The organism is Aeromonas sp. 603757 (genome assembly GCF_049171255.1).
GTDB lineage: Bacteria > Pseudomonadota > Gammaproteobacteria > Enterobacterales > Aeromonadaceae > Aeromonas > Aeromonas veronii_A.
In genome coordinates this window covers 54,514-80,198 of the sequence record NZ_JAAKOE010000016.1, presented here as the reverse complement: position 1 = coordinate 80,198, position 25,685 = coordinate 54,514, and the positions used below count along the sequence as shown (strand labels likewise).

Here is a 25,685-nt window from a genome sequence, read left to right as displayed (position 1 = left end):
AGCATGCCGTATAGCTACCTATCACATCTGCGTTGCAGCAAGAGTGGCGAGATCCATGAGGCTGACCAGCCCTGGCAACTGAGCCGGGCAGGTGCGCCACTGCTGGCCAGCTACGATCTCGATGCGCTGAAGCGAGCATGGCACCCGGCGGCATTGCTGGGGCGCCCGGCCAGCCTGTGGCGTTATCACGAGTTGCTGCCGGTACGGGATCCCGCCCACGTTGTGACGCTGGGGGAGGGATTCACCCCACTGCTACGGCTGCCTACGCTGGGCAAGCAGATCGGTATTCCGGATCTCTGGATGAAGGATGAGAGCGTCATCCCCACCGGCTCTTTCAAGGCTCGTGGTGCAGCGGTGGGCATCTCCCGCGCGCGTGAACTCGGCGTCACTCACTTCGCCATGCCGACCAACGGCAACGCAGGCGCTGCATGGGCGCTCTACGGTGCCCGTGCCGGACTGCGCAGCACCATCGTTATGCCGCAGGCAGCCCCCGCCATCACCCGACTGGAGACCTCTCTCGCCGGTTCCCGTCTATATCTGGTGGATGGCCTTATCAGCGACGCCGGTCGTCAGGTGGCGCAGGCGGTGGCGGAGCACTCCCTGTTTGACGCCTCAACCCTGAAGGAGCCCTACCGGATTGAGGGCAAGAAGACCATGGGGCTGGAGATTGCCGAACAGCTGGGCTGGACCCTGCCGGATGTGATCATCTATCCGACCGGTGGCGGGGTCGGCCTCATCGGTATCTACAAGGCGCTGCGCGAGCTGCAGGAGCTGGGCTGGGTCAAGGGCGCGTTGCCCAGACTGGTCGCGGTACAGGCGAGTGGCTGCGCGCCCATCGTAGAGGCGTGGCAACAGAGAGCCACCGAATCGAGCTTCTGGCCCGACTCCCAAACGCTGGCGTTCGGCATCAATGTACCCAAGGCGCTGGGGGATTTTCTGGTGCTGGACGCCCTTTATCGCACCGAGGGTTGCGCCATCGCGGTGGATGACAAGGCCATCCAGAGCGAGATCCGCCAGCTTGCCTCTCGCGAGGGCAGTTTTGTCTGCCCTGAGGGGGCTGCCGCGTTTGCTGCTGCTCGTCAACTGCGCGAGGCTGGCTGGATCCGTGGGGGAGAGCAGGTCGTGGTGCTCAATACCGGTGCCGGCATCAAGTACCCGGATGCGATCACTGTGCTGCCCCAGCGTCTGCAGCGTGACGGGAGGATCCCGGCATGAATCTGGATCTGCCCTTTATCGTCACAACGCTGCCCGCCTTCGGCAAGGCGGTCTGGGTCACCTTGCAGCTGGGAACCATAGTGATCCTCACTTCGCTGGCGGTCGCCTTGCTCAACGTCGCCCTGTTGAGCCTGCACAAGCGGCCGCTCAGCGCCCTGATCCGCGGATATGTCGAGCTGGCTCGCAACACGCCGCTGCTGATCCAGCTCTTCTTCCTCTATTTCGGGCTGCCTGCGCTCGGCTTGTCGCTCTCCGGGTTTACCACCGCGGTGATTGCGATGACCTTCCTCGGCGGTGGTTATCTGACCGAGGCTCTGCGTGCAGGCATTCAGGCGGTGCCCGCCAGTCAGCTGGAGGCTGGCAGGGCTATCGGGCTTTCTCGCTGGCAACTGCTGCGCCACGTGCAGTTGCCCCAGGCCTGGCTCGCCAGCCTGCCGGCGCTGTTTGCCAACTTCATCTTCCTGCTCAAGGAGACGACGGTGGCTTCGGCGGTGGCGGTGCCAGAGCTGCTCTACACCACCAAGAATTACATCGCCCTCTACTACAAGACCTACGAGATGCTGGCGGTGCTGACCTTGATGTGCGTGCTGATCTTTTTGCCGCTCTCCCTCGCTCTGCGCGTCGTTGAAAGGAGGCTGCAACATGGTCAGTTCGGTCACTGAATCGCTAATGCAGGCGAGGATCCCGATGTGGGCACTTATCTTCCAGCTGCCGCAGTCATTCGCCACCGAGGCGCAGGAAAGGAGGGCTCAATATGGTCAATTCCGTTACTGAGCAGCTGACGCAGGCGTTGCCACTGCTGGCGGTGGGCGCAGGCCAGACCCTCGCCATCTCGCTGCTGGCCATCCTGTTTGCCACCCTCGGCGGTATCGCTTACGGCGTGTTGGCACAACAGGGCGGCCGGTTGGTGCGGGGTCTGCTGCGGCTTTATCTCGAGCTGTTTCGGGTAGTGCCGGTGCTGGTGTGGCTCTATCTCTTTTTCTTCGGGTTGCCGATCTTTTTCGGCCTCGATATTCCGGCCTTCTGGTGCGCCGTGCTGGTACTCGCCCTCTGGGGCGCCAGCGAGGTGGGAGAGGTGGTGCGCGGTGGCCTCAACTCCCTCGCCCGTGGTCAGCAGGAGGCCGGGTTGGCGCTCGGGCTCTCGACCTGGCAGCTCTATCGCCATGTGTTGCTGCCGCAGGCGTTGCAGCGGCTGACACCGCCGACCATCAACATCTACACCCGCATCATCAAGACCAGTTCGCTGGCGGTGCTGATCGGGGTGGTGGAGGTGATCAAGGTGGGCCAGCAGATCATCGAGCGCACCTATGGCTCGCTGCTTATTTACGGTCTGCTGTTTCTGTTCTTTTTTCTGGTCTGCTATCCGCTCTCGCTCGCCTCGCGCCGGCTGGAGCAACAATGGGGTAATGCGGTATGACACCTCTGCTTGAACTCGGTTCTGTCAGTAAACAGTTCGGCCCGAATCTGGTGCTGGATCGGATCAGCCTCAGCGTGCGCGCCGGGGAGGTGATCGTCATCCTGGGGCCAAGTGGTTGTGGCAAGAGCACCTTGCTGCGCACTCTCAACGGGCTCGAGCCCATTCAGGGGGGCGAGATCCGCTTCGATGGTGTGTTGCTGGACGGCGCTACCGACTGGCAGCGGGTGCGCCAGCGGATCGGCATGGTGTTCCAGAGCTATCACCTCTTCCCCAACCTGACGGTGCTGGAAAACGTGCTGCTTGGCCCCCTGCAGGTGCAAAAGCGGGAGCGGGCAGAGGCGCTGCTGCAAGCCGAGCAGCTGCTGACCCGCATCGGCCTGTGGGAGCGGCGCCATGACTATCCGCGCCAGCTCTCCGGCGGTCAGCAGCAGCGCATCGCCATCGTGCGGGCGCTGTGCATGAACCCGCAGGTGATGCTGTTTGACGAGGTAACCGCCGCCCTCGACCCCGAGATGGTGCAGGAGGTGCTGGAGGTGATCCGCGATCTCGCCGGCAGCGGCATGACCCTGCTTATCGTCACCCACGAGCTGGCCTTCGCCCGGGCGGTGGCGGATCGCATCGTCTTCATGGATGGCGGCCACATTCTGGAGCAGGCCGTCCCCCACCAATTTTTCGACAATCCCAGGAGCCAGCGTGCGCGCCAGTTCCTCGCCAAGTTTTCTTATACAAATGTCATCAAACGAAAGGAGTCAGCATGAAAAAAATCACCTCGGTTCTGCTTAGTGCCTTATTGGGACTGGGTATCGCCAGCGGCGCTGCCCATGCGGCGGACGGTTCCCTCGACAAGATCAAGGCGCGGGACAAGCTCATCGTCGGCGTATTCACCGACAAGCCGCCGTTTGGCTACGTGGACGAGAAGGGCAACTACGTCGGTTTTGACACGGATCTGGGTCGCCGCTTCGCCAAGGATCTGCTGGGGGACGAGAACAAGATCGAGTTCGTGGCGGTGGAGCCAGCCAGCCGCATCCCCTTCCTGCAGAGCGACAAGGTGGATCTGATCCTCGCCAATATGACGGTGACGCCGGAGCGGCGCGAGGTGGTGGATTTCACCAACCCGAACCTGCGAGTGGCGGTACAGGTGCTGGTGCCGGAAGGGAGCCCGGCCAAGAAGCTCGATGATCTGGCTAGCAAGACCCTGATCGTGACCACCGGCACCACGGCCGACATCTGGCTGACCCGCAACCACCCGGAGTGGAAGGTACTCAAGTTCGAGAAGAACACCGAATCCCTGCAGGCGCTGGCCCAGGGGCGCGGCGATGCCTACGCCCAGGACAACCTGGTGCTGTTCAGCTGGGCCAAGGAGAACCCGGGCTATCGGGTATTGCCCGAAAAACTGGGCTCGGAAGATCCCATTGCCCCGGCGGTGAAGAAGGGCAATATCGAGCTGCGTGACTGGGTCAACGACCGTCTCGCCAAGCTGGGTGAGGAGAAGTACCTGCTGAAACTCTATGACCAGTATGTGCGTGACAAGCTGAGCCCTGATACCGATCCGAATGATGTGATTGTCGAAGGAGGAAAATGGCAGGGTTAATGGACAAACCCTGTTTTGAAGAGTGTGTTGAGTGTGTGAAGTAAGTGAAGAGTGAGGTCTTGGTTCCGTTGGTATGCAAACCGCAAGGTTTGATTTTTCCGGGCGTCCCCTGCTAGAGAGGACGCCCTTTTTTATGTGGCCAAGCGTGGGTTAGTGCACTTCATCCCACGCCATCTGCCAGTGGGAGCCTATGCCCGGCTCGTACTGGGTTGCTGTGGTGGTCCACTGCTGGCAGTAGCCGCTGTAGGGGAAGGGCTTGCACTGATAGACCTTGCCATTTTTCGGCTGCTGCACCTTGGTGCCGGCGGCATAGGATTTGATCGAGTTCGGGAAGACGAAGTCGTATTCGCCGCTGCTCTGCTCCTTGAACATCAGATCCATGGTCTGCTGAATGGTCTCGCCGCCCGCTTTCGGGGTGGCCTTGATCACCAGCTGGTGGTGACCTGCCTTGAGCCCTTCCAGCGCCATGGTAAAGGTGTGGCTGCTGTCCTTGATGTCGGCACTGCTTTCACCCTTGGCGACGCCGCCGTGGTCATAGAGGGTGTTGGTGACGGCCAGATCTCCCTGTGCGGTGACGGTGAAATCGAGGGTGGCCTTGCCGTTGTCCAGCACATAGTCGCTGGCCAGACCGCTGACGTTGATGCTGTCCACTACCGGCGGCTGCAGCTGTTGCAGATCAATCTCGACTCGATCCAGTTTGCTGTCTCGATGCAGATAGACGGGGTTCATACCGTAGACCGGATTGAACTGGCTATCGGCTCCTTGCTGACCGGCGCGGATCAGGCTCTGCTCGGCGTTGATCTTGCTGGCGAGGGCATGGGCCCAGCTGTTCTTCTGGCCCTGCTCGGCGGTGGTGATGGTCAGTACGGTCTGCAGATCGGGGCGCTCGCCGTTGGCATCGAATACCCGGGTCATCGCCTTGTCACCCACCGCGAGGTCGATGGAGGGGTAGATGGTGCCTGCCTGGCTCCACTCCAGCGGCGGCTGGCTGCCATCTTTGAACTTGGCATCGATGATGTTGTAGAAGCTGTTGCTGGTGTCGCCCACTTCCCACACGCCGAGGATCACCTGATAACCGGTGCGCTCCGGCAGCACGCACTGATGGGTCATCTCCTTGGGTGGCTGCACCATGTTGCCGTCGATGACGCAGAAGGGAGTCAGATCAAACGAGGCGCGGGTGAGCGGCTGGTTGGGGTTCCAGTCCTGCTTGGTGAGGTAGTAGCGCCAGTTGCGGGTGACATGGTTGGCGGTAAAGGTCCAGCTGATGGCGAAGGGGCCGGGCTGTACTTCACGCTTGGTCCAGCGGTCGCTGGTCTGGATGTTCAGCTCGCTCCAGCGCGGGCTGCCCGCCGAGGCGATTTGACCATCCTGCGGGCCGGTTTGCGGGAAGCCTGAGGGGCCCTCCACGCTCTGGGGCTCCCACTGCACGCCGCCACACTGGCTGTTGCCACCGGTTTTGCACAGGTAGTTGCGGCTCTCGGGCTGGCTGATGTAGCCGTGGGCCAGGGCGCTACCGCTGGCCAGCAGGGCCAGCATCGCCGCGATGTGATTGAGTTGGATTTTTGCTGCCATACATTCCTCTGTTCGATAGATGTGGGCAGTCAGTTGGCCGGGGAGTTCCCCGATGCACACTTGCGTGTGGCAACCCCGCTATCCTGGACAAAACGTCTGTAGACCGGAGGCTTTGCGTCCCGACCTTTCGGTCAGTTTGCCAAATGACTAGATGGTTAGTGATGGGCCAAATGTTCGGCCATCACCATTGTGCACCGCATTGATTAATTATTTGAAGTTGAATGTTTAAATACATCGTTCAGCGACGCGCAAATCATTCTAACTGACTGTTTTTAAATTGTTCTCTAATTTGTGAATGGCGTCGAATACCGTTGAATATGCCGATAAGGTGCATGCCGATTGCGTGTTGGCGGCGTAAAAAAACCTGCCAGCTTGGCTGGCAGGTCGGGTGACAAAGCGACACGGGTTGACGCCATCAATGACGGGCGCGCTGCTCTCCGGAGGGGGGAGACACAGGAGCCATCATTGGCGCAGTGGAGGACTCCTTGCCCAGTTTGAACACCGCAAGCCGCTCATCCAGGCTGCGGGAGAGACCGGCCAGCAGCTCGCTCTCCTGCGCCAGTTGCGAGGCGGACTGGGACATCTCCAGCGCCGAGTCGTTGATGCCGCTGACGTTGCGGTTCATATCCTCGGCCACCATGCTCTGCTGCTCGGCGGCGGTAGCGATCTGGGTCGCCATGTCGCTTACATGCTGGATGTGGTTGACGATCAGGGTGAGATCCTGCCCCGCCTGCTGGGACTGGTTGACGCTGCTCTCTGCCAGTTTGCGGCTGGTATCCATAGCGTTGGCGGCGGTGACGGCCCGTTGCTGCAGCTGGGCAATGGTACTCTGGATCTCTTCGGTGGATTGGCGAGTGCGGCTGGCCAGCTGGCGCACCTCGTCGGCCACCACGGCAAAGCCGCGGCCCTGCTCGCCAGCCCGTGCTGCTTCGATGGCGGCGTTGAGGGCCAGCAGGTTGGTCTGCTCCGAAATGGCGCTGATGACGGCGGTCACTTCGCTGATCTGCATCACCCCCTCCTTGAGCTGGTTGACCTGCTGGGTGGCCTGCTCCACCTCGGTGGCCAGCGCCTTGATGCCGTGCACGCTGGCGTGAACGTCGCGGTTGCCGAGCCCGGCTTCTCCGGTCGCTTCCTGGGTATCCCGCGCGGTATTTTCGGCGTGTCCGGCCACATCGGAGATGGTGGCGCTCATCTCGTTCATGGCGGTAGCGAGCTGGGCCAGCTGATCCCGCTGGCTGGTCACCGCCTGATTGGTCTGCTCGGCAGAGGCGGCGATGCGCAGGGCGGCATCCGCCACGTTGCGAGCCCCCTGACTGGCTTCCAGCAGGGCGTGACGGATGGCATCGAGACTCTGGTTGGTGCAGCGGGCGACCACTCCCAGCTCATCCTTGCCCTGTACCGGGATGCTCACCACCAGATCCCCCTTGGCGACCCGTTGCATGGCGTGGTTGATCTGACTGAGGGGGGAGACGATGGAGTGGGTGATGCGCCAGCCCAGCAACCCCATCAGCAGGATCACGATGGCGGTGGCGGTCCCCATCTTCATGTACTGGGCCCAGATGGTCTGCTGAATATCCTGCAGCAGCATGCCGGAACCGAGGATCCAGCCCCAGGGCTGATAGCCGGATACCATGGAGAGCTTGTCGGCGGTTTCACCCGATGGGCCTGTCCAGACATATTGCAGGGTGCCCTGTTTGCCCCCTTTGGCGATATCCACCATCTGATACCAGAACTGCCCGGCGGTGGCACCTGTTCCTTCCCCCATGGTCTGGCCGACCAGCTCCGGCCGGATGGGGTGCACCAGCATCTGGCGGTTCTCATTGATCACGAACAGATAGTTGTTGTCGTCAAAGCGCATATTGGTCAGCAGCTTGCGTGCCTCTTGCTGCGCCTGCTCCATAGGCAGGGTGCTGGCCAGAAACTGGATCTGGCTCATGGCCTGGCTTAATACCGCATTGAGCCGCGCCTCTCGCTCACTCATCAGATTGCGCTGGAGCGCGTTGGCCGAGATGAACAGCAGCGAGACAAAACCGACAAACGCCAACGTGAGCAGCAAAAACAATTTGCGGCTCACGGTGATATCACCGAGCTTGAACATGACGAAACCCTCATTCCCTGTTGATTTTCTATGGCTCGTTACTGCGGCAGCCAATTGCTTGATGTAACAACTTATTTACTATTAACCAGTGGTCGCGCGCCCTTAAATGAGCGTTTTGACAACAGTATAGCCAGCAGACAGCACTCCCCATTTTTTGGTAGCGTGTTCAGGCGCATCCCTGCGCAATTTTTGCCAAAGAGTGTGAATCATTTGGCATTTCACTAAAAAAGGAGTGGGCCCCGCTGCGGGTGACCCCATAACAAGAGGGAATTTATGAGTTCCATTGCCAGGAATTACTTCAACCAGCTCAACGCCGACTATCTGCAGGTACACAGGCGCAAGGAGGATCTCTTCTGGTCCACCTATATGGGTACCAGCGACGATCAGGCCGGTTTTACCGCGGCCGAGCAGGCCTACAAGGCTTTTTGCGCCAATCCGGCCCGTCTGCCCGAATTGCGGGAGATGCTGGCGCAGGCCGACGAGGATGATATCAAGCGCGGTCTGCAAGGCTGGATCGCCTTCTTCGAGTGCAATGTGATTGAAGATCCCGCCGCTGCCGCCCTGATGGATGAGCTGGTGGCTGCCGAGGCGGCGCTGTTCGCCCGCCGCAAGGGGCTGAAACTGACCCTGCTGGATGAGCATGGCCAGCAGGTGGCTGGTAGCCTACCCGCCGCCAGTACCTCCCTTGCCGCCAGCCCGAGCGAGGCGGTGCGCCAGAGCGCGCTCGCCATGTTCCACACCCTGGAGCAGTGGGTGGTCGGCAACGGCTTTCTCGAGGTGGTGGCGCTGCGCAACCGCTTTGCCAGCGCCATGGGCTATCGCGACTACTTCGATTACAAGGTGCGCAAGAACGAGCAGATGAGCCCGGAGCAGTTGTTCGCCATCCTCGACGACTTCATTTCCCGCACCGACGCCCGGCTGCAGCAAAGCCTTGCCGAGCTGAAAGCGGCCAAGGGGGAGGCGGCCCTGATGCCCCATAACCTGCGCTACGCCATCAGTGGTGATGTAACCCGCCAGCTCGATCCTTATGTGCCCTTCTCGCGGGCGCTGAAGGATTGGGTCGAGAGCTTCCGTCGTCTCGGCATCCAGTATCGCGGGGCGACCCTCACCCTGGACTTGCTGACCCGGGAGGGGAAATACGAGAACGGCTTCTGCCACGGCCCGGTGCCGAGCTTCTTCCAGCAGGGGGAGTGGATACCTGCGGTGGTCAATTTCACCAGCCTGGCCGATCCGGCGCAGGTGGGCAGCGGCTGGAGCGGGCTCAACACCCTGTTCCACGAGGGGGGCCACGCCGCGCATTTTGCCAATGTCACCGGCAATGCCCCCTGCTTCTCACAGGAGTTTCCGCCCACCTCTATGGCTTATGCCGAGACCCAGTCGATGTTCTGCGACAGCCTGCTGGACGATGCCGACTGGCTCAAACGCTACGCCAGAAATGCGGCAGGAGAGGCGATCCCCGATGCGCTTATCAAGGAGATGATCGCCGCCCGTCAGCCGTTTCGCGCTTTTAACGAACGTCAGATCGCGCTGGTGGCCTACTTCGAGCGGGATCTCTACGCCATGGATGAGGCTGAACGTACTCCCGAGGCTGTGCTGGCGCTGGCCCGCAAGTGGGAGCGCAAGATCCTCGGTGTCGAGAGCCCGCGCCCGCTGCTGGCCATTCCGCACCTCCTTAATCAGGAGTCGGCCTGCGCCTATCACGGCTACCTGCTGGCGCTGATGGCGGTGGAACAGACCCGCGCTTACTTCCTCAAGCGCGATGGCTACCTCACCGACAACCCGCGCATCGGGCCGGATCTGGCCGCCCACTACTGGGGGCCGGGCAACGGCATGACTCATGATGAGACCCTGCGCAGCCTGACTGGTGAAGGCTTCAGTGCCGTGCCGCTGGCCGAGGCGTGCAACCTGAGCGCCGCTGAGGCGTGGCAACAGGCGCAAGCCTGCATGGCCGCAGCCCAGCAGCGCCCCGCGGCTGGCGAGGGAAGCCCGCTCGATGCCCATATCCGGGTGGTCCACGGCGCCGAGCTTATCGCCGACAACAACGAGTCGGAAACCCGCATGCTGGCCGACTTCGAGGCGTGGATCGTCAACCATTACCAACCGGTTTCAGCCGAATAATCCGCACAGCTCCCGGTGATCAGGCCGGGAGCTGTGCTTTTCATGGTTATTCGTTGTCGTAACCGTGGCAGACGCTGCCATATTATTGGCAGGTGCGCGACACAGTTTGTCGCCTTGCCGATTGGGTCCGCATTTTGCCATCAGATATGTATTCATATGAACATGAATAGGAATTGTAGGCTGCAAGATAGTAGATTCACTGAGTTACGCTCTTTTGTCTTTTCTGTTAATAGTGCTTTTTGTAGTCATCTTTGTGCATAAAGATTGATCCATTCAACTATCTGCTAGTTATTCTCATCTTTCCGGGTTGACTAAATTGTCCACAACTGCAAAATCGCCCACCTTGCCACCCCCGATGTGAGTCGGGCTCGGAAAGCTTCAGATCTCTTCCCCCGAGATGGCTGAGCCGCACATGAAAATGGCGTCAGCTCTCAACTCTTTCTGCGCGTTCGCCTGCTTCATGCTATCCGTCGATAACGTTGACACTGCTGTTGTGCTGTCCGTGCAGGGCAATGCGCATCTCGCGACATTGCCTGAGTCTGCCGATGCATGGCAACAGGCGGGTCCGTTTTATTGGCTTGGTATCTATTTGTCAGTGAATGGAAAGAGGTTATTTCCCCATGATGAGCACGAGTGAACACCCCGGTCAGATTGCGCTGCTGGGAGGCTCGGTGGATCGTGTTGCCTTGCCACTTCTCGATCTGTCCTGCTGGGATCCATTGCAGCAGCCGGTATTACTGCTCAACCTGCCTGCAGATGAGCAGGACAGGGTATTGCAGGCTGTGCGGCGTGACCCGATACGTTATTTGCAGCCGGTATTTTGTGTTGTGAAGAGCCCGCTCTCTCCCATGTTGGCCGACGGTCTCCTGACACAGCTGGATGAACGGGCCTCTGACATGCTTGAACGGTTGGCGTTGTTGACCCCTCGAGAGCATCCGGATGACATGGAAAAGCTGGCTTGGTACAGCTGGCCTCGCTCCCATTTTCGCTTGTTGCCACGTTGGCAGGCTGGTTGCCGTCAGGGGTACAGCTATCCCCTGCTGGATTGCCTGCTGGGCAGCGAAGCAGGGGATGCCCTCCCGCAGCTGGTTGCAGAGCGTTTATTGCAGAGTGAGCAGCTGGTGGACCGGGTACGTCTTTGTCACAGTTGCAACTCGGCACATCTCAATTTTGTCGATGTGTGTCCCGAATGCGCTCATATCGCCATCCAGGCCAAGCCAGCTGTGCACTGCTTCACCTGCGGGCACGTGGATGATCAGGATGCATTCATGCGACAGGGTGTGCTGCGTTGTCCCAAGTGCGTCACGACTCTGCGTCACATCGGTGTTGACTATGACAGGCCCCTTGAGAAATTCCGTTGTTTGTCATGCCATGCCCGTTTTATGGAGGCTGCCGTCCAGGCGCGTTGCCATGAATGTGGCCAGGCGCACAAACCCGATGATCTGGTGGTTGCGCCCATCTATGAATATCGCATCGGCAAGCTGGCCCGCCACATCGCACGGGAAGGAACTCAACAACTGCATCTGCCGTTGACCTGGGGTACCCCTATGGCCATGGAGCACTTCCCCTGGTTGCTGCAATGGAACAATAGCTTGCTGCAACGCCATGGTGGCTGCCATACCTTGCTGGCTATTCGGGTTGAGCATCTGGCTGAGTTGCGTGCCGAGTTGGGCATGCTAAAGACTCAGCAGCGACTGGCCGCTCTGCTCAGCCGTTTGCAAGCTCTATTCCGTGATACCGATGTCGTTTGCCAGTATGCCGATGACCGATTGTTATTGCTGTTGCCGCATACGGATGCCGACGACTGGCGCATTCTGCAGGAGCGCATTCAGGCATTGAATCTCATCGAGGGACTGGATGCTCTGACGCTGGCGGTGAAAGTACAACCTTTGCCCGCCCTGTTGGGCGACGATACAGCGGTATGGCTCGGCCAGTGGCTGGATGGAGATAGCCCGGATGCATGAGTGGATGAATACGGTGCACTACATCCTGATAGAGATACTGGGTAGCCTCCAGTTTTCTCCCCGGATGATTCTGTTGCTGTTGCCCATGTTGCTGTTGATGGAGGTGCCACTGATGGCGCTGACGTTGACCGGGATCCTGAAATGGTATGCGCGCCAGCTTCCCAGGGCATCTGAACTGCCGCGCGCTCGGCGCTGTCCCAAAGTGTCTTGCATCATCACCTGTTATGGGGAAGGTGAGGCGATCCGCTCCACCATATTGACGCTCAAGGAACAGCTTTATCGCGGTCAAATGGAAATCATGGCTGTGATTGATGGCGCCAAGGCCAACGCGCATACCTATCAGGCTGCGCTCAATTGTGTTCGTGAATTCGAGGGGTGCGAGAACAGAAGTTTGGTCCTGCTACCGAAATGGCAGAGGGGAGGCCGGGTCTCCACTCTCAATGCCGGTCTCTCCGCTGCGACTGGCGAGATAGTGATGAACGCGGATGGAGATACCTCCTTTGACAACAACATGATCGATGAGATCGTGGCTTGTTTCGATGATCCTGATGTGCCTGCTGTGGGAGGGGCATTAAGGGTGCGAAATCTGAACGATGGCGTACTGACCCGGATGCAGAGCATTGAGTACATGATCTCCATGCAGGGGGGCAAGACGGGACTGAGCGAGTGGAACCTCATCAACAATATCTCGGGAGCCTTCGGTGCGTTTCGTCGTGATTTTTTGCGCCAGATTGGTGGGTGGGATACCCATACCGCAGAAGATCTGGATCTGACGGTCCGTATTAAGCATTACCTCAAACGCCATCCGGCTTTAAAGATAGGGTTCGCCCCTCGTGCCATCGGTCACACCGATGCGCCCGCAGACGTGATCACGCTTGCCAAGCAGCGTTTACGCTGGGATGGAGATCTGCTGTTTCTCTATCTGCGCAAGCACAAGCTCTCCCTGACGCCGCGTATTCTGGGCTGGAAGACCTTTTTGTTTACCTTGATCTACGGGGTGGCGCAAAACGTGGTGCTGCCCCTGCTGGTCATGGGTTATAGCTGGTGGTTGGTGCTTAGCTATCCGGGGCAGTTTGTCGCTGCGTTGATGATCTGTCTCTATCTGGTTTACCTGTTTCTTACCCTGGTTAATTTCGCTGTGTTTTTGCTGGCTATATCTGAACGCCCGAAGGCAGATCTACGTCTGCTGCCATGGTTGTGTCTTTACCCGGTGTACACCTTGCTGATGCGCTTGTGGTGCGCCATCGCACTGTTGAATGAGATGTTCCGGCGCGGTCATGAAGAGAGCAGCATGGCCCCCTGGTGGGTATTAAAACGAGGAAATAAATTCTGATGAAAGTCACATTCAATCCCCCCAAGAAGCAGGATGCCACGTCGGATGAAGGGATCCGGGTATTGTATGCCCCCGCCAAGCGTGTCGCCTTCAAGGCTCGCTGGTATCTCATCCTGTTACTGGCATTCAGTCCCGTTATTATTCTGCTGTGGTATCTGGGGCGCGAGTGGTGGCTGACCCAGGCGCCAGCCATCATTACCACCGAGCCGCAACTGGTTGTTGCCAATGGGGATGGCTTTATTCGACACATCTACACGGCTCCCGGCCAGGGGGTGTCACAAGGCGATGCCCTGATGCAGTTCGAATCTCCAACCCTCAAGGCCAACATGGCGGAACGAAAAGCGCGCAGAGCGGCCATCGAATTGAGCAAGGCTGAGGCTGAACAGGCTATCTTGCACAATCTGGACGAACAGATTGGTATTGCCGAACGGGGGAGCCGGGAGCAGGAGGTCATCTATCAGGAGTATGCCGGTTATAAAAAAGAGAAGCTGGTATCCAGTGCAGAGTACGCAACGGCCCTGCTGAATTGGACTCAGTCACGCATAGCTCTGCAGAAGGCAAGGGCAGAGAAGATAGCGCAGGAACTGCAAATCAGTGAGGACCAACTGACCGGACCGCTAGCCAGTGCTCGTCACTTGCTCGATCAGGAGCTGACCGAGATGGAAGCGATGGCGTACCATCAACAGCCAAGAGCTCCGGCGACTGGCAAGGTTTCAGATGTGCTGGTACAGGAGGGGGACTGGGTATTCTCGGGGGCTCCTCTGGCACTTATCTCGAAGCGAGAAGACCCGCTGGTGATAGCCTATGTGCAGCCCAAATATCTCTCTTCAATGGCTCCTGGACACAAGGCTGTCGTCAAGCTGCCCAGCGGGGAGCGTCTGGCTGCCAGGGTCGCCAGACAGGTCGAGCTGGCGGACAAGTTGCCGGCTCAGTTAGCCGCACCGTTTGAAGGGGAGAAAGCAACCCTCAAGGTCGCACTCTCGCTGGATGAAAAATTACCCCCGAACCTGCAAGTGGAAGGGTTGCCGGTGACAGTGTTGTTTGATTGACGTCTATGGCGTTGTGATCCTGAATCGCAACGCCTTCTTTTGGGTTTCGGCCATAAAAGGTGGCTGGTGTATGGAAGCCCGCAATTGCCCCTCCCTTTTTCATTCATCAATGACTTTATTTCCGCAATGCTCGCAGATGGCATGTCGTTCAAAGCGATCCATGTTGGCCAGAAAGGGGCCGGAGGCCCAGCCGGTAATGAAGTCTTTGATAAATGCTGTGTGCTTTTGTTCCGGTGTCAGCTGCTGACCAAAGGATTTGTCGACCAGCACCACGACATGGTTGGTCTCGCGCTGACAACTCGGGCAGACGCGTTGTTCGGTGGATGAAAGCAAGGGGGGCTCCTTGTCCGGGGGAGTGGGCGGCAGGTTTTCCGCCGCAGATATGTAACATCCCCATTTGATTCCTTCTGCTGGCAGGTCGTCAATCACAGCGGAGGTGGATTGTGCGCCATCTCCTGTGAAAAGGGGCGAGCCAACAAGGGTGATCATGAGGGGCCAGTCGGCCCCTCTTTTGTTCCCGTTTGTCACACATTGCCACACAAGCTTCCCCCTCTGGCAAAGTCTTGTGACCGGACGGGGTTGTAATGGAACCATGAGCAGGGACGAGTCCCTGCCGCGATGGAACCAGGGAGCATGTTATGACGAACAAATGGGTGTGGTGGCTGTTGCCGCTGCTGGCGGTCGGGGTCTGGTGGCTGGGTTATGCGGGGGACGCCAACGGGGTGTGGCCCTGGCGCCATGAGATGTTGCTGCTGACGGGCCTGTTGGGGATGGCCTATATGGCCATTTCGCTGTTGCTGGCGTTGCGTCTGCCGCAGCTGGAGGTGTGGTGTGGCGGTCTGGACCGGATGTTGCGATGGCACCGCCAGACGGCCATCGGCGGCGCATTGGCACTGACCGCTCACTGGCTGCTGGTAGAGGCGCCCAAGTGGGCGGTCTCGGCGGGTTGGCTGAGCCGCCCCGCCCGGCGTGGGGCCAGTGCTGCCGCAGCTGGTGCTGGCGCCGGCAATGGCATCTCGCTCCATGCCCTTGGCAATACCCTGGGGGAGTGGAGTTTCTATCTGCTGATCGCACTGGTGGTGGTGAGCTTGCTGGCGCTGGTGAGTTATGGCCGTTTTCGGCTGATCCACCGACTGGCGCCGCTCATCTATCTGGCGGGTTGGGGGCACGGGCTCTGCCTGCTGCCTCAGGTGGGAGCCATGACGCCGGTTGGGGTAGCGATCTGGTTGATCGGCGGGATCGGCGCTATCGGGGCCCTCTACTCCCTGCTGGGGCAAGTGGGGGCGCGCAAGCGCCATCCCGGCCGGGTCGTTGCGGTGCGGACGCTGGCGGATCAGACCTGCGAGCTGACCATGCTGCTGGAGCGGCCGCTCGCCCATTACCGCCCGGGTCAGTTTGCCTTTTTCGAATTTGACGCCAAGGAGGGGCCGCACCCCTTTACCCTGGTGCGGGTGTCGGCGGATCGGCGCCAGCTGGTGATCGCGGTACGGGCGCTCGGGGATCATACCCGTCAGCTGGTGGCAGAGGCACGCGTCGGGGATGAGGTGGTGGTGACCGGCCCCTATGGCGCTTTTGTCGCCCCGCAAGGGGGAGGACGAGCCCTCTGGCTGGGGGCCGGGATAGGTATCACGCCGTTCGTCGCCTGGCTGGAGGGGCTGGCTGCCCGTGGCGAGCGGGGCGAGGGGATCACCCTGATCCAGTGTGCGCCGGATCTGGCGGGGGCTGTCTACCACCGACGGTTGGCGGAGCTCTGTCATCGTACCGGCGTGCGCTATCAGTTGCATCTGGACAAGGCGGCCGGGCGACTGGATCTGGCTCGCATCGCGCAGGATGCGCCTGAGCAGGTGTGGTTTTGCGGGCCGGAGGGGATGGCAGATGCCCTGACCCGGCTGTTGCCGGACGGGCATCTGCATCGCGAGCTGTTTCGCTTTCGTTGAGCGCAGTTATTTGGTGCTGGCTGGCAACTGCTTGAGGGCGGCCTGTACTGCCGCCTCCAGTTGCGGGTCGCGCCCGGCCACCATGTCGGCGGGAGTGAGGGGCACCTGCAGATCCGGGATCAGCTCCTGATTCTCGTAGAAGGCACCGTCCGGTTTGCGCAGCCCCAGGGTCGGAATGCCGTAGGAGAGGCCCGGGATCAGCCGGGAGTCGTGACTGTAGACCATAGTGCCGGTGCCGGGCACCGGATCGCCGACGATGGGGCCGACCTTGAGGGTGCGGTAGTACTCGGGGAAGGCGGAGCCTTCCGAGTAGCTGCCAGCGTTCACCAGCACCACCGAAGGCTTGGTCCACTGGCGAGTGGCGGCGTCGGTTTCACCCTTGCCCTGACGGGGCCAACTGCTGGCCATCCCCTTGGCGCTGCCGCTGCCGGTCAGAAACTCCACCAGGGTATTGGCGAGATAGCCACCGCTGTTGAAGCGGACATCGACGATCAGCGCCTCGCGATTGCGCTGTCTGCCGAGGGCATCCGCCACCACCGCATCGTAGACCTCGCTATTCATTGCTGGCAGATAGACATAGCCGACCCGTCCTCCGCTCAGCCTGGCCACCAGCTCCCGACGTTTATCAATCCAGCGATCCTGTTGCAGCTGGTACTCCTGCTGCTTGTCGATGGCGGTGAGCACCACCTCGTCAGTTTGCTTGTTGCCCTCCTGCTGGAAGGTGAGGGCAAGCCGGGCGCCAGCCTGATGGTTGAGGGCCCGATCCTGCTCGGCCAGATTGGCAATCGGGATGCCATTGATGGCGAGCAGGCGGGCGCCCGAGGAGATATCGCTCTCCTGATCCAGCGGGCCGCCAGAGAGCAGGGCGGTGAGCATCACCCCTTGCTCGCCATCCTGCCAGTAGCCGCCCAGGCTGGCGGTCTCGTCCGCCATGCGCGGGAAGGGGGCGGGGCCGCTGCCCCAGGTGTGGGAGACATTGAGCTCGCCAGCCAGCTCCGCCAGCAGGTTGCCAAAGTCCCGCGGGTTGCCGATGCCCGGCAGCAGGCGGCGGTAAGCGGCGACATAGCTCTCCCAATCTACCCCGTTCATATCGTCCAGATAGAACTCGTCCCGGGTGAGCCGGGCGATCTGATCGAAGGCGGCGGTCATGCGTTCCTGCCAGCGGCTGGTGGGCTGCAAGGCGAAGGGGGCGCTGGTGGCTTCGCCGGAGTCGAGGTGGATCCGGGTGATCTCACCATCCCGCACCAGGGTAGCCAGGGTGCCCTGCTGGTTGAGGCTTGCCAGCGCAGGGCCGGGCTGCTCGCCAAACAGTTCGCTGGTTTTGCCCTTGCGCAGATCCTGGCTGTAGCCCTTGATCTCGCTCTCGCTGTTGACCCCCATCTCCTCCACCAGATAGATCAGCTGGTCGCCGATGATGCGGCTGGCGAGCAGGGTGCCGGTGGGTTGCAGCAGCAGTGCTTCGCGATGGTTGAGACGATCGCTCTCAAAGCCGTATCCCCCTTTCGGCGGCTCCAGTTCGGCAATGGCATCGGCTCTGGCGGCGCGGCTGCTGTAAATGCCGAGCAGGTTGGTGACGAGGGGTTCGCCATCGGGCCCCAGTGCGCCAAACCGGGTCGATAGCCAGTAGAGAATGGCGCCATCCTGACTCCAGCCCGGTTGTCCATCCTGATAGCCGTTGAGGCTGACATTGACCGGTTTGGCCTTGGGATTGGCCGTATCGATCACCGCGATCTCCTGCTCTGCCGCATCGGGGCGGAAAGTGAGCGCCAGATGGCGGGAGTCGGGGGCAAAGGCGAGATGTACCTCGTGGCGCGAGGGGTTGAAGCTGGCAGGCACCAGCTCCCGCTGCTTGTTGTTCGCCAGATCGAGCTGGTGGATGGCCTGGCCATCCACCACGAAGGCGAGCTGCTTGCCGTCGGGGGAGAGCACCGGACGGCTGATCCCCTTGCCGGGAATCGCCAGCAGCAGACTCTCGGTCAGGGTGCCGGGATCGCTGAACAGCAGATCCGGATCACCCTTGCGCAGGCGATAGAGGGCGGCGTGCCCCTGTTGCTCCGACAGATAGATGAGGGCGCGCCCCTGTTCGGCAAAGAGGGGGCTGGACTGCTCGCTCGGATCGCGGGTCAGCTGGCGCACCCGCTCCCGCTCGGGGTCGACGGCAAACAGGTTGCCCTCGCTCACCAGGATCAGCTCGTCCGCCTCTTCGCTGGCCAGCGCTTCATCTGCCAGGGTCAGGGCCTCGCTCGCCTCATCCGGCGTGCTCGCCACTTGCGGGGTGAGGGTCAGCTTGCGTGGCTCGCTGCTACCGGCATCGAGGCGATAGAGTTCACCCAGCCATGACCAGACCAGATCGCCACTGCGAGAGGCGCTGAGCCCCCGCACCGGATGGCCCTGATAGTGGGTCAGCTGTTGCTCCTTGCCGCTGGCGAGATCCCGGCGCCAGACGTTGAAATCGCCGCTGCGCTCGCTCAGGTAAAAGAGGGTATCTCCCTTGTCGCTCCAGACCGGATCGGTGGCCGCCACCCGATCTTCGGTCAGCTGCTTGTGCTGCTTGCCATCAAACAACCAGAGACGGGGCACCGCAAACGAGTGCTGATGCTTGCGAAAGGGTTGATCCGCCGCGGGCATCTGATAGGCGAGCCGCTCCCCGTGGGGGCGGGCGAGAGTTGCAGGCAGCGGCAGATCGGCCTGCAAGGTGCCGCCGGTGATCGGGGTCCAGTAGAGCTCGCCCCATTGGTAGCCTTCCGCGATAAAATGGTCGGCATCGGGCGCACCCAGGCGCTGGCTGCTCAGCAGCAGTCGTTTGCCATCGGCGCTGAAGGCTTGCGGCAGATCGGTGCGCGAATCGCGGGTGAGGCGCACCATCTCGCCGCCGCTGGCAGGCACCACGAACACATCTTCGTTGCCGTAGAGATTGGCGGCAAAGGCGAGCTGTTTGCCATCCGGCGACCAGATTGGCCGCTGGCTCAGGTAGTCGCTGCCGGTGAGCGCCGTAGCGGGGCCACCCTCGGCACTGGCGACAAAAATGCGGCCCTGCCAGGTGAAAGCAAGCTGCTTGCCATCGGGGGAGAGGGCGGGCTCGCGCAGCCAGAGCGCATCGGCGGCGACACTGGCGGGTAGCCAGAGCAGTGCGCTGACCAGCAGCAGGCGGGTCAGCGAAGAGTTCGGCAAGAAGTGCAGAGGCATGATGTCATCCTGAATCAGGTTCAATTGTTACATATTTACCGATCTGCGGCATCATGGCTAGCCAGAAAATGTAATCTATGTTTTTGTTTTTATTGTCAATTAGTCATGTTTGCGCAGGTCGTTCATGGACCATTCACCGTTCGCAGCCAAGATATGTTTTATTGGGTCTATTGAGTATTGATGGCGATCCAATATCATGGCGCTCGCTCGCCAACGGGCGAGCCTATTCAGATGATGTGACAACCATAAAAAGCCCTGCCAGAGGCTTGTCGAGGGATGGAATGAGAGCCGTATTGTTGTGTGTGCTGGGGCTGTGGCCCGCGCTGAGTTTTGCCTTTACCGAAAAAGCCGATTTGGTGGTGGTCAAGAAGTCTACCTACAGCCTCACCCTGATGAAGGATGGCAAGGAACTGAAGCGCTACTGGGTTGCACTGGGCCCGGCTCCCAAGGGGCACAAGCAGCGGGAAGGGGATCAACGTACCCCGGAGGGGCGCTACACCCTGGATTACAAGAAGAGCAACTCCGGCTTTTATAAAGCGATACATATCAACTACCCGAATCTGGACGATATCAAGCGCGCCAATGAGTTGGGGGTGAACCCGGGTGGCATGATCATGATCCATGGTCAGCTTAACCGGATGGGTAACCGTCGGGTACAGCCCTCCAACTGGACCAACGGTTGTATTGCGGTACTTAACCACGAGATGGATGAGCTCTGGAATGCCATTGACCCGGGTACGCCCATCATCATCGAGCCCTGATCCGCAGAACGGGGGCCTTGTCGGCAGACAAGGCCCCCGTTCTGTTCTGGTTGTGATCCCCTTTAACGGATGTCTTTTTGAGACATTCGCATTGTTGTGAATGTCACTTCAAAAAAAGCCTGTAAATGGTAAGGATATGGGTTCTATCCGTGAAGGAGTGTCCCATGTCTTTGATCGAAACCTGTCAGCGCATCGTGCGCGATCCCCATCTCTCCGCTGCCCAGAAGAGCCACGCACTGGCGCTGGCCGCCGAGAATGCGTTGCCCTACCCCGACCAGCCTGCCGCAGTCGCCGAGGCGATGGAGCAGGGATTTATCTGCGACATGTTCGAAGGGCATGCCCCCTACAAGCCGCGTTATGTGCTGCCGGACTATGAAAAATTCCTGACTCAGGGCTCTGCCTGGCTGGAGCTGACGGCGCCGCAGGATTTCGACGAGGCGCTCAACGCCCTGCGCATCCTCTATCACCATGTCCCCTCCGTCACCGGCATGCCGGTCTGGCTGGGACGGCTCGACCATCTGCTGTTGCCGTTTGTCGGCGAACTGGATGACGAGAGCCTCTATCGCAAGCTGAAGGGGTTCTGGGTCTATCTGGATCGGGTGCTGCCGGACGCCTTCATGCACGTCAACATCGGGCCTGATGACAACCGCATCTGCCGCCTGATCCTGCGCATCGACAACGAGCTCAAGCAGGTGGCGCCGAACCTCACCTTCTTCCACGATCCGGAGCAGACCCCGGACAGCCTGCTGCTGCAGGCGGTGAAGAACATCGCCGAGTGCAGCAAGCCGCACATCGCCAACTACCCGATCCATCGCGATACCTTTGACCAGCGTGGTTTTGGCATCGTCAGCTGTTACAACGCCTTGCCGCAGGCCGGTGGCGCCAATACCCTGGTGCGCATCTCCCTCAAGCGGGTCGCCGAGCAGTGCCAGGGGATCGATGACTTCCTCGGCTGCCTGCTGCCCCACTACTGCCGTCTGGCCTCCCAGTTGATCGAAGCGCGGGCCGCTTTCTTGCATCAGGAGTCCGGCTTCTTCAACAGCTTCCTGGTGAAAGAGGGGCTGCTGGATGAGGATCGCTTCGTCCCCATGTTCGGCATCTACGGCATGGCGGAAGCGGTCAATATCCTGATGGATAAAGAGAATCTGCCGGATCGCTATGGTCACGGCGAGGAGGCGAACCAGCTTGGCTATCGCATCTCGGCCCAGCTCTCGGAATATGTCACTGCGACGCCGCAAACCCATGCCTGGGGTGGTCGCGCCCTGCTGCACTCGCAAGGTGGCCTCAGCATCGATGTGGCAGTCACCCCCGGGGTGCGCATCCCCTACGGGCAGGAGCCGGATCCGGCCAGCCATGTGCTGGCGCTGGCGCCGCACCACACTTATTACCATTCGGGGATCAGCGAGATCCTCACGCTGGATCCCACCATCCGCCAGAACCCGCAGGCACTGCTGCAGCTCTGCAAGGGAGCGCTTGCCATCGGCATGCGCGAGTTCACCGCCAACGTGGCCGACAGCGATCTGGTGCGGGTGACCGGCTACATGATCCGCAAGAGCGACGTGGCTCGCTTCGCAGAGGAGGGATCGCGCTTGCAGACCACCTGTCTCGGTGCCGAGGCGAGTGAAGTGACCGCCATTCGTCAGCGGGCTCCGCGGGTAGTCGCCCACGAATCGACCATCGGCGAGTATTGAGTTCGCACCGATGGCTGATGTCTTGCCAACACGCAGCGCTCTGGTGAGCAGGGTGCTGTCGTTCTCCTGTGTCGACGGGCCGGGCAACCGGCTGGTGTTGTTTCTGCAGGGGTGCAACTTTCGCTGCCCCGGCTGCCATAACCCGCACACCATAGGGCTGTGCGACGATTGCGGCGACTGCCTTGCGGTCTGCCCGAGCGGTGCCCTCTCTCTGGATGAGGGTCACTCTGGCGAGCACAGAGTGCGCTGGCAGGCGGCGCTCTGTACCGACTGCGACGCCTGTCTGGATGTCTGCCCGCGCAGTGCCAATCCCAAGACCGCCAGCATGACGGTGGCCGAGGTGCTGGCCCTGCTGCGCCGCTACGGCCCATTGCTGAGCGGGATTACCGTCTCAGGCGGTGAGGCGACTACTCAGCTCCCCTTCGTGGTTGCGCTCTTTACCGCCATCAAGGCCGCGCCGGATCTGGCCCATCTCACTTGCCTGCTAGACAGCAACGGCTCGCTGGCCGAGAGCGGTTGGCTGCGGCTATTGCCGGTGCTCGATGGTGCCATGCTCGATCTCAAGGGGTGGCGTGACTCGGTACACCTCTCGCTGACCGGTTACAGCCGCGAACGGGTGCTGGCATCGCTGCAACTGCTGGCAAGTCACAGCAAGCTGACCGAACTGCGGCTGCTCCACGTGCCGGGCAAGAGCGATTTTCTGGATGCGAATGGTGAGCTGGACGCGGATCTCGCCGCCTTCTTGCAGCAGCTGGGGCCTGTGCCCATTCGCCTCAATGGCTTTCGCCACCACGGGGTACGGGGGGAGGCGAGGTTTTGGCCAGAGGCGACCCGCAGCGAGCTGGAGTGGCTGGCGAGTCGGTTGCGTGCTGCGGGAGTGGGGGCGGTGACCTTGCCACCGCTGATCTAAAGAGGTCTGATCGATTCCCTTGCTGTGTAGTAAAAGCACACAACTGTGACTTCTGTCTATTGGAGGGGGCCTTGGGGCTCGTTATGATATTGCCCATCCGTCCCTCCTCCATCACAGATAAATCATGAGTGAAAGCAATGCGTTATATCGGGTTCAGTTTATTTGCCACAACGAGCGCTATGAGGTTTATGTGCGCGAGGTGAATCAGGGCCAACTGTTTGGATTTATCGAGATCGCCGATTTTGTCTGGGACAACCACACGGCGCTTATCGTCGATCCCAGCCATGAAAAGCTCAAGAGCGAATTTGCCGATGTGCGTCACACCCTTATCCCCATGCATCAGGTGTTGCGCATCGATCAGGTGAAAAAGCAGGGGGCTGCCCGCATCACGGATCTGGGTAGCAATGTCGCCTCTTTCCCCAGTCCCATTTATACCAAACGTCCCTGATCCCTCATTGCCATGGATGTTTCGCCGTGGCGAAACATCCATCTCTTCTCGCTGTCACCTGGCTCAGGGCTCGACCAGCTCGCGACCCAGTTGCAGGATCCGCTGGCGGAACCAGTGGCGGGCCGAGCCATCACCGGCCGGGCCATACCAGACCAGACTGTGACTCACTTTGCCGTAATCGAACGGTGCCGGACGTAGCTCCAGATCCGGCTGGCTGGCGATGCATGCCGCCCAGCCACCGATGGCGGTGAGGATCAGATCGGTCTGGGGCAGCAGGGCAGCTGCGCTGGCAAAATCGGGCAGGGTGGCGCCAATCTGGCGACGCACCTGTTGCTGGGCAAGGCTCTGCTCGAAGAAGGGGTTGGCCAGCTCCTGATCCCGGATGGCGATATGGCGCCAGCTCAGGTAGGCATCGAGATCCCAGGGCTTGGCCAGCGCCGGGTGGTCTTTGCGCAGCAGACAGACCAGTTTCTCTTCCCGCAGGGTCTCCCACACCAGCCCAGGCTGGCGCGGTAACGGCTGGCTCTGGTCATGGGGCAGGATCACGAAGTCGAGTTTGCCCGCTGCCAGCGCCTCCAGCCCCTGCTCATCCTTGTTCCAGATCTCCGGCACCATGCCCGGGACTTCTTTCATCAGCTGACCCAGAATGGGGCCCACCGGCCAGGTCATCACGCTCTCGCGCAATCCCAGCCGCAAGCAGCCCTGCCACTGCTGGGGGTTGAAGGCATTCTGGCGAGTGAGGCCGTTCAGCTCCCCCAACAACCGGTGCAGGGTGGGAGCCAGTCGCTCGGCCATGGGGGTGAGCAGCAGCTGGTTGCCCTGGCGGTAGAGCAGTTGATCCCCCAGCAGACCCCGCAGCTGGTTGAGGGTCTTGCTAACGGTGGAAGGCGTGGTGCATAGCCGCTCGGCGGTGCGGGTGACGCTCTGGTTGTCGAGCAGCAGATGCAGGGTGACCAGATGGCGACCTCCCAGCCGAGAGAGTGCGATCAGATCCATAAGTACTCCACAAGCGAAGGGAAGAGACAAGACAAAAAAGCCCCGCCAAAGCGGGGCTGGTGCGGATTAGCCCTTGAGCACCGCGGCCATGGCGTCGGCTACGTAGTCGACGTTGCGACTGTTGAGGCCCGCCACGCACATGCGACCGGATCGCACCAGATAGACGGCGAACTCCTCGCGCAGCCTGTCCACCTGCTCCGGGGTGAAGCCGGTGTAGCTGAACATGCCGCGCTGGTTGATGAAGTAGCTGAAGTCGCGGCCCGGCACCTTGGCGCTCAGCACCTCGAACAGCTTCTGGCGCATGGCCTTGATGCGGGTGCGCATCTCGGTCACCTCGCCGACCCACAGGGCGTGCAGCTCCGGCTGGCTCATCACCGCCGCAGTGATCTGGCCACCGTGGGTGGGAGGGCTTGAGTAGTTGCGACGTACGGTGGCCTTCATCTGGCCCAGTACGCGGCTCGCCTCTTCGGCATCCTGACAGATGACCGACAGACCGCCGCAGCGCTCGCCGTAGAAGGAGAGGTTCTTGGAAAACGAGTTGCTGACGAAGAAGCTGACCCCTGCGGCCACCATGGCGCGAATGGCGTAGGCATCCTCTTCCAGTCCGTCACCGAAACCCTGATAGGCGATATCCATAAAGGGGATCAGGTTCTTCTCGACCACCAGCGCGATCACCCGATCCCACTGGGCGCGGGAGAGATCCACCCCGGTCGGGTTTTGGCAGCAGGGGTGCAGCAGCACGATGCTCTTGGCCGGCAGAGTGCTCAGGCAGTCGACCATCGCATCGAACTGCACGCCGCCGGTGGCCGCATCGTAGTAGGGGTAGTCGTGCACCTTGATGCCAGCTCCCTCGAACATCGCCTTGTGGTTGTCCCAAGTGGGATTGCTGACCCACACCTCGGAGGTCGGGAAGTAGCGCTTGAGCAGATCGGCGCCGATCTTCAGCGCGCCGGAGCCGCCGATGGTCTGGATGGTGGCGATACGTCCCGCCTTGACCGCTTCATGGTCGGCACCAAACAGCAGGTGTTGCACTGCGGTGCGGTAGTTGGCGGCGCCTTCCATCGGCTGGTAGGGGCGCGGGGCAGGGGCGGCCGCGCGCTGGGCTTCGGCCTGCTGCACCGACGACAGCAGCGGAATGCGCCCCTGCTCGTCGTAATAGAGGCCGATCCCCAGGTTCACCTTCTGCTCGCGGGTGTCTTTGTGGAAGGTCTCGACTAGCGTCAGGATGGGGTCGCCAGCATAGGCATCGACGTGTTCAAACATGGGGGATCCTTGAAATTGACTGTCCAGTAAAACCGGCGGTCAGCCGGGCTGGACATCATGGCGCAAAGCTGGCGGTGGCTCAAGCCCGAAAGGGACGGGGGCTGGCGGGCAGACGCCACACAGCCGTAAACGGAAT

At 60.8% G+C, this 25,685-nt stretch carries 20 protein-coding genes and 1 riboswitch; of the genes, 14 read left to right on the top strand and 6 right to left on the bottom strand.

Annotation, left to right across the window (positions count from 1 at the left end):
* Nucleotides 1-3: 3 nt before the first annotated feature.
* The 5 genes from G5332_RS15365 (at nt 4) to G5332_RS15345 (ending at nt 4,223) form a co-directional block, all read left to right on the top strand.
* Nucleotides 4-1,215: a threonine synthase gene (locus tag G5332_RS15365; RefSeq protein ID WP_421311341.1), complete on the top strand. Its 1,212-nt coding sequence runs from the start codon at nt 4-6 to the stop codon at nt 1,213-1,215.
* A complete protein-coding gene (locus tag G5332_RS15360) occupies nt 1,212-1,877 on the top strand; it encodes an amino acid ABC transporter permease (RefSeq protein ID WP_043850026.1) in 666 nt (221 codons plus the stop codon). Before G5332_RS15365 ends, G5332_RS15360 begins: the two co-directional genes overlap by 4 nt.
* A 92-nt stretch (nt 1,878-1,969) precedes the next feature.
* Complete coding sequence (locus tag G5332_RS15355) at nt 1,970-2,632, top strand: amino acid ABC transporter permease (protein WP_159142968.1); 663 nt, start codon at nt 1,970-1,972, stop codon at nt 2,630-2,632.
* Entirely contained in the window at nt 2,629-3,390 is a 762-nt protein-coding gene (locus G5332_RS15350) for an amino acid ABC transporter ATP-binding protein (RefSeq protein ID WP_421304273.1), read from the top strand. The genes G5332_RS15355 and G5332_RS15350 overlap by 4 nt, the downstream gene beginning before the upstream one ends.
* Nucleotides 3,387-4,223, top strand: coding sequence for a transporter substrate-binding domain-containing protein (locus G5332_RS15345; protein WP_040067363.1), 837 nt, complete (start codon nt 3,387-3,389; stop codon nt 4,221-4,223). The genes G5332_RS15350 and G5332_RS15345 overlap by 4 nt, the downstream gene beginning before the upstream one ends.
* A 150-nt stretch (nt 4,224-4,373) precedes the next feature.
* Here G5332_RS15345 and gbpA read toward each other — a convergent pair whose 3' ends face one another.
* Both gbpA and G5332_RS15335 read right to left on the bottom strand, forming a co-directional pair.
* On the bottom strand, nt 4,374-5,795 hold the full coding sequence (gene gbpA, locus G5332_RS15340) for an N-acetylglucosamine-binding protein GbpA (RefSeq protein ID WP_421249664.1): 1,422 nt from the start codon (nt 5,793-5,795) through the stop codon (nt 4,374-4,376).
* 65 nt (nt 5,796-5,860) lie between these two features.
* Nucleotides 5,861-5,946, bottom strand: a riboswitch (cyclic di-GMP riboswitch).
* Nucleotides 5,947-6,210: 264 nt separating this feature from the next.
* Entirely contained in the window at nt 6,211-7,893 is a 1,683-nt protein-coding gene (locus tag G5332_RS15335) for a methyl-accepting chemotaxis protein (protein ID WP_421249663.1), read from the bottom strand.
* A gap of 273 nt (nt 7,894-8,166) precedes the next feature.
* On the opposite strand from G5332_RS15335, the gene G5332_RS15330 reads away from it, so the two are divergent.
* The 4 genes from G5332_RS15330 to G5332_RS15315 all read left to right on the top strand — a co-directional run bounded on the left by G5332_RS15330 (nt 8,167) and on the right by G5332_RS15315 (nt 14,357).
* Nucleotides 8,167-10,011, top strand: a complete 1,845-nt coding sequence (locus G5332_RS15330; RefSeq protein ID WP_227341459.1) for a M3 family metallopeptidase — start codon at nt 8,167-8,169, stop codon at nt 10,009-10,011.
* Between the two features lie 620 nt (nt 10,012-10,631).
* On the top strand, nt 10,632-11,975 hold the full coding sequence (locus tag G5332_RS15325) for a diguanylate cyclase domain-containing protein (RefSeq protein WP_227341458.1): 1,344 nt from the start codon (nt 10,632-10,634) through the stop codon (nt 11,973-11,975).
* The gene (locus tag G5332_RS15320; RefSeq protein WP_421311339.1) at nt 11,968-13,308 is read left to right on the top strand and encodes a glycosyltransferase family 2 protein; all 1,341 of its coding nucleotides are present in this window, start codon (nt 11,968-11,970) and stop codon (nt 13,306-13,308) included. The genes G5332_RS15325 and G5332_RS15320 overlap by 8 nt, the downstream gene beginning before the upstream one ends.
* A complete protein-coding gene (locus G5332_RS15315) occupies nt 13,308-14,357 on the top strand; it encodes an HlyD family secretion protein (protein ID WP_421249660.1) in 1,050 nt (349 codons plus the stop codon). The genes G5332_RS15320 and G5332_RS15315 overlap by 1 nt, the downstream gene beginning before the upstream one ends.
* Nucleotides 14,358-14,456: 99 nt before the next feature.
* Here G5332_RS15315 and G5332_RS15310 read toward each other — a convergent pair whose 3' ends face one another.
* Entirely contained in the window at nt 14,457-14,846 is a 390-nt protein-coding gene (locus tag G5332_RS15310; RefSeq protein WP_421311338.1) for a hypothetical protein, read from the bottom strand.
* Between the two features lie 149 nt (nt 14,847-14,995).
* Here G5332_RS15310 and G5332_RS15305 point away from each other — a divergent pair, with 149 nt between their 5' ends.
* Nucleotides 14,996-16,294 (top strand): ferric reductase-like transmembrane domain-containing protein, encoded by a 1,299-nt coding sequence (locus G5332_RS15305; RefSeq protein ID WP_421311337.1) that lies wholly within the window; start codon nt 14,996-14,998, stop codon nt 16,292-16,294.
* A 6-nt stretch (nt 16,295-16,300) separates the two neighbouring features.
* Here G5332_RS15305 and G5332_RS15300 read toward each other — a convergent pair whose 3' ends face one another.
* Complete coding sequence (locus G5332_RS15300; RefSeq protein WP_421311336.1) at nt 16,301-19,480, bottom strand: S41 family peptidase; 3,180 nt, start codon at nt 19,478-19,480, stop codon at nt 16,301-16,303.
* Between the two features lie 281 nt (nt 19,481-19,761).
* On the opposite strand from G5332_RS15300, the gene G5332_RS15295 reads away from it, so the two are divergent.
* The 4 genes from G5332_RS15295 (at nt 19,762) to G5332_RS15280 (ending at nt 23,290) form a co-directional block, all read left to right on the top strand.
* Complete coding sequence (locus G5332_RS15295; RefSeq protein ID WP_227341454.1) at nt 19,762-20,241, top strand: L,D-transpeptidase family protein; 480 nt, start codon at nt 19,762-19,764, stop codon at nt 20,239-20,241.
* Between the two features lie 164 nt (nt 20,242-20,405).
* Nucleotides 20,406-21,932, top strand: a complete 1,527-nt coding sequence (locus G5332_RS15290) for a YjjI family glycine radical enzyme (protein ID WP_421311335.1) — start codon at nt 20,406-20,408, stop codon at nt 21,930-21,932.
* Between the two features lie 10 nt (nt 21,933-21,942).
* The gene (locus tag G5332_RS15285) at nt 21,943-22,842 is read left to right on the top strand and encodes a YjjW family glycine radical enzyme activase (protein ID WP_376889284.1); all 900 of its coding nucleotides are present in this window, start codon (nt 21,943-21,945) and stop codon (nt 22,840-22,842) included.
* Nucleotides 22,843-22,966: 124 nt separating this feature from the next.
* The gene (locus G5332_RS15280) at nt 22,967-23,290 is read left to right on the top strand and encodes a DUF1820 family protein (RefSeq protein WP_376889282.1); all 324 of its coding nucleotides are present in this window, start codon (nt 22,967-22,969) and stop codon (nt 23,288-23,290) included.
* A gap of 63 nt (nt 23,291-23,353) precedes the next feature.
* On the opposite strand, the gene G5332_RS15275 is transcribed toward G5332_RS15280, so the two are convergent.
* Together G5332_RS15275 and G5332_RS15270 are read right to left on the bottom strand one after the other, a co-directional pair.
* Complete coding sequence (locus tag G5332_RS15275) at nt 23,354-24,286, bottom strand: LysR family transcriptional regulator (RefSeq protein WP_216952117.1); 933 nt, start codon at nt 24,284-24,286, stop codon at nt 23,354-23,356.
* 66 nt (nt 24,287-24,352) lie between these two features.
* On the bottom strand, nt 24,353-25,549 hold the full coding sequence (locus tag G5332_RS15270; protein ID WP_421311334.1) for an aromatic amino acid transaminase: 1,197 nt from the start codon (nt 25,547-25,549) through the stop codon (nt 24,353-24,355).
* Nucleotides 25,550-25,685: the final 136 nt, after the last annotated feature.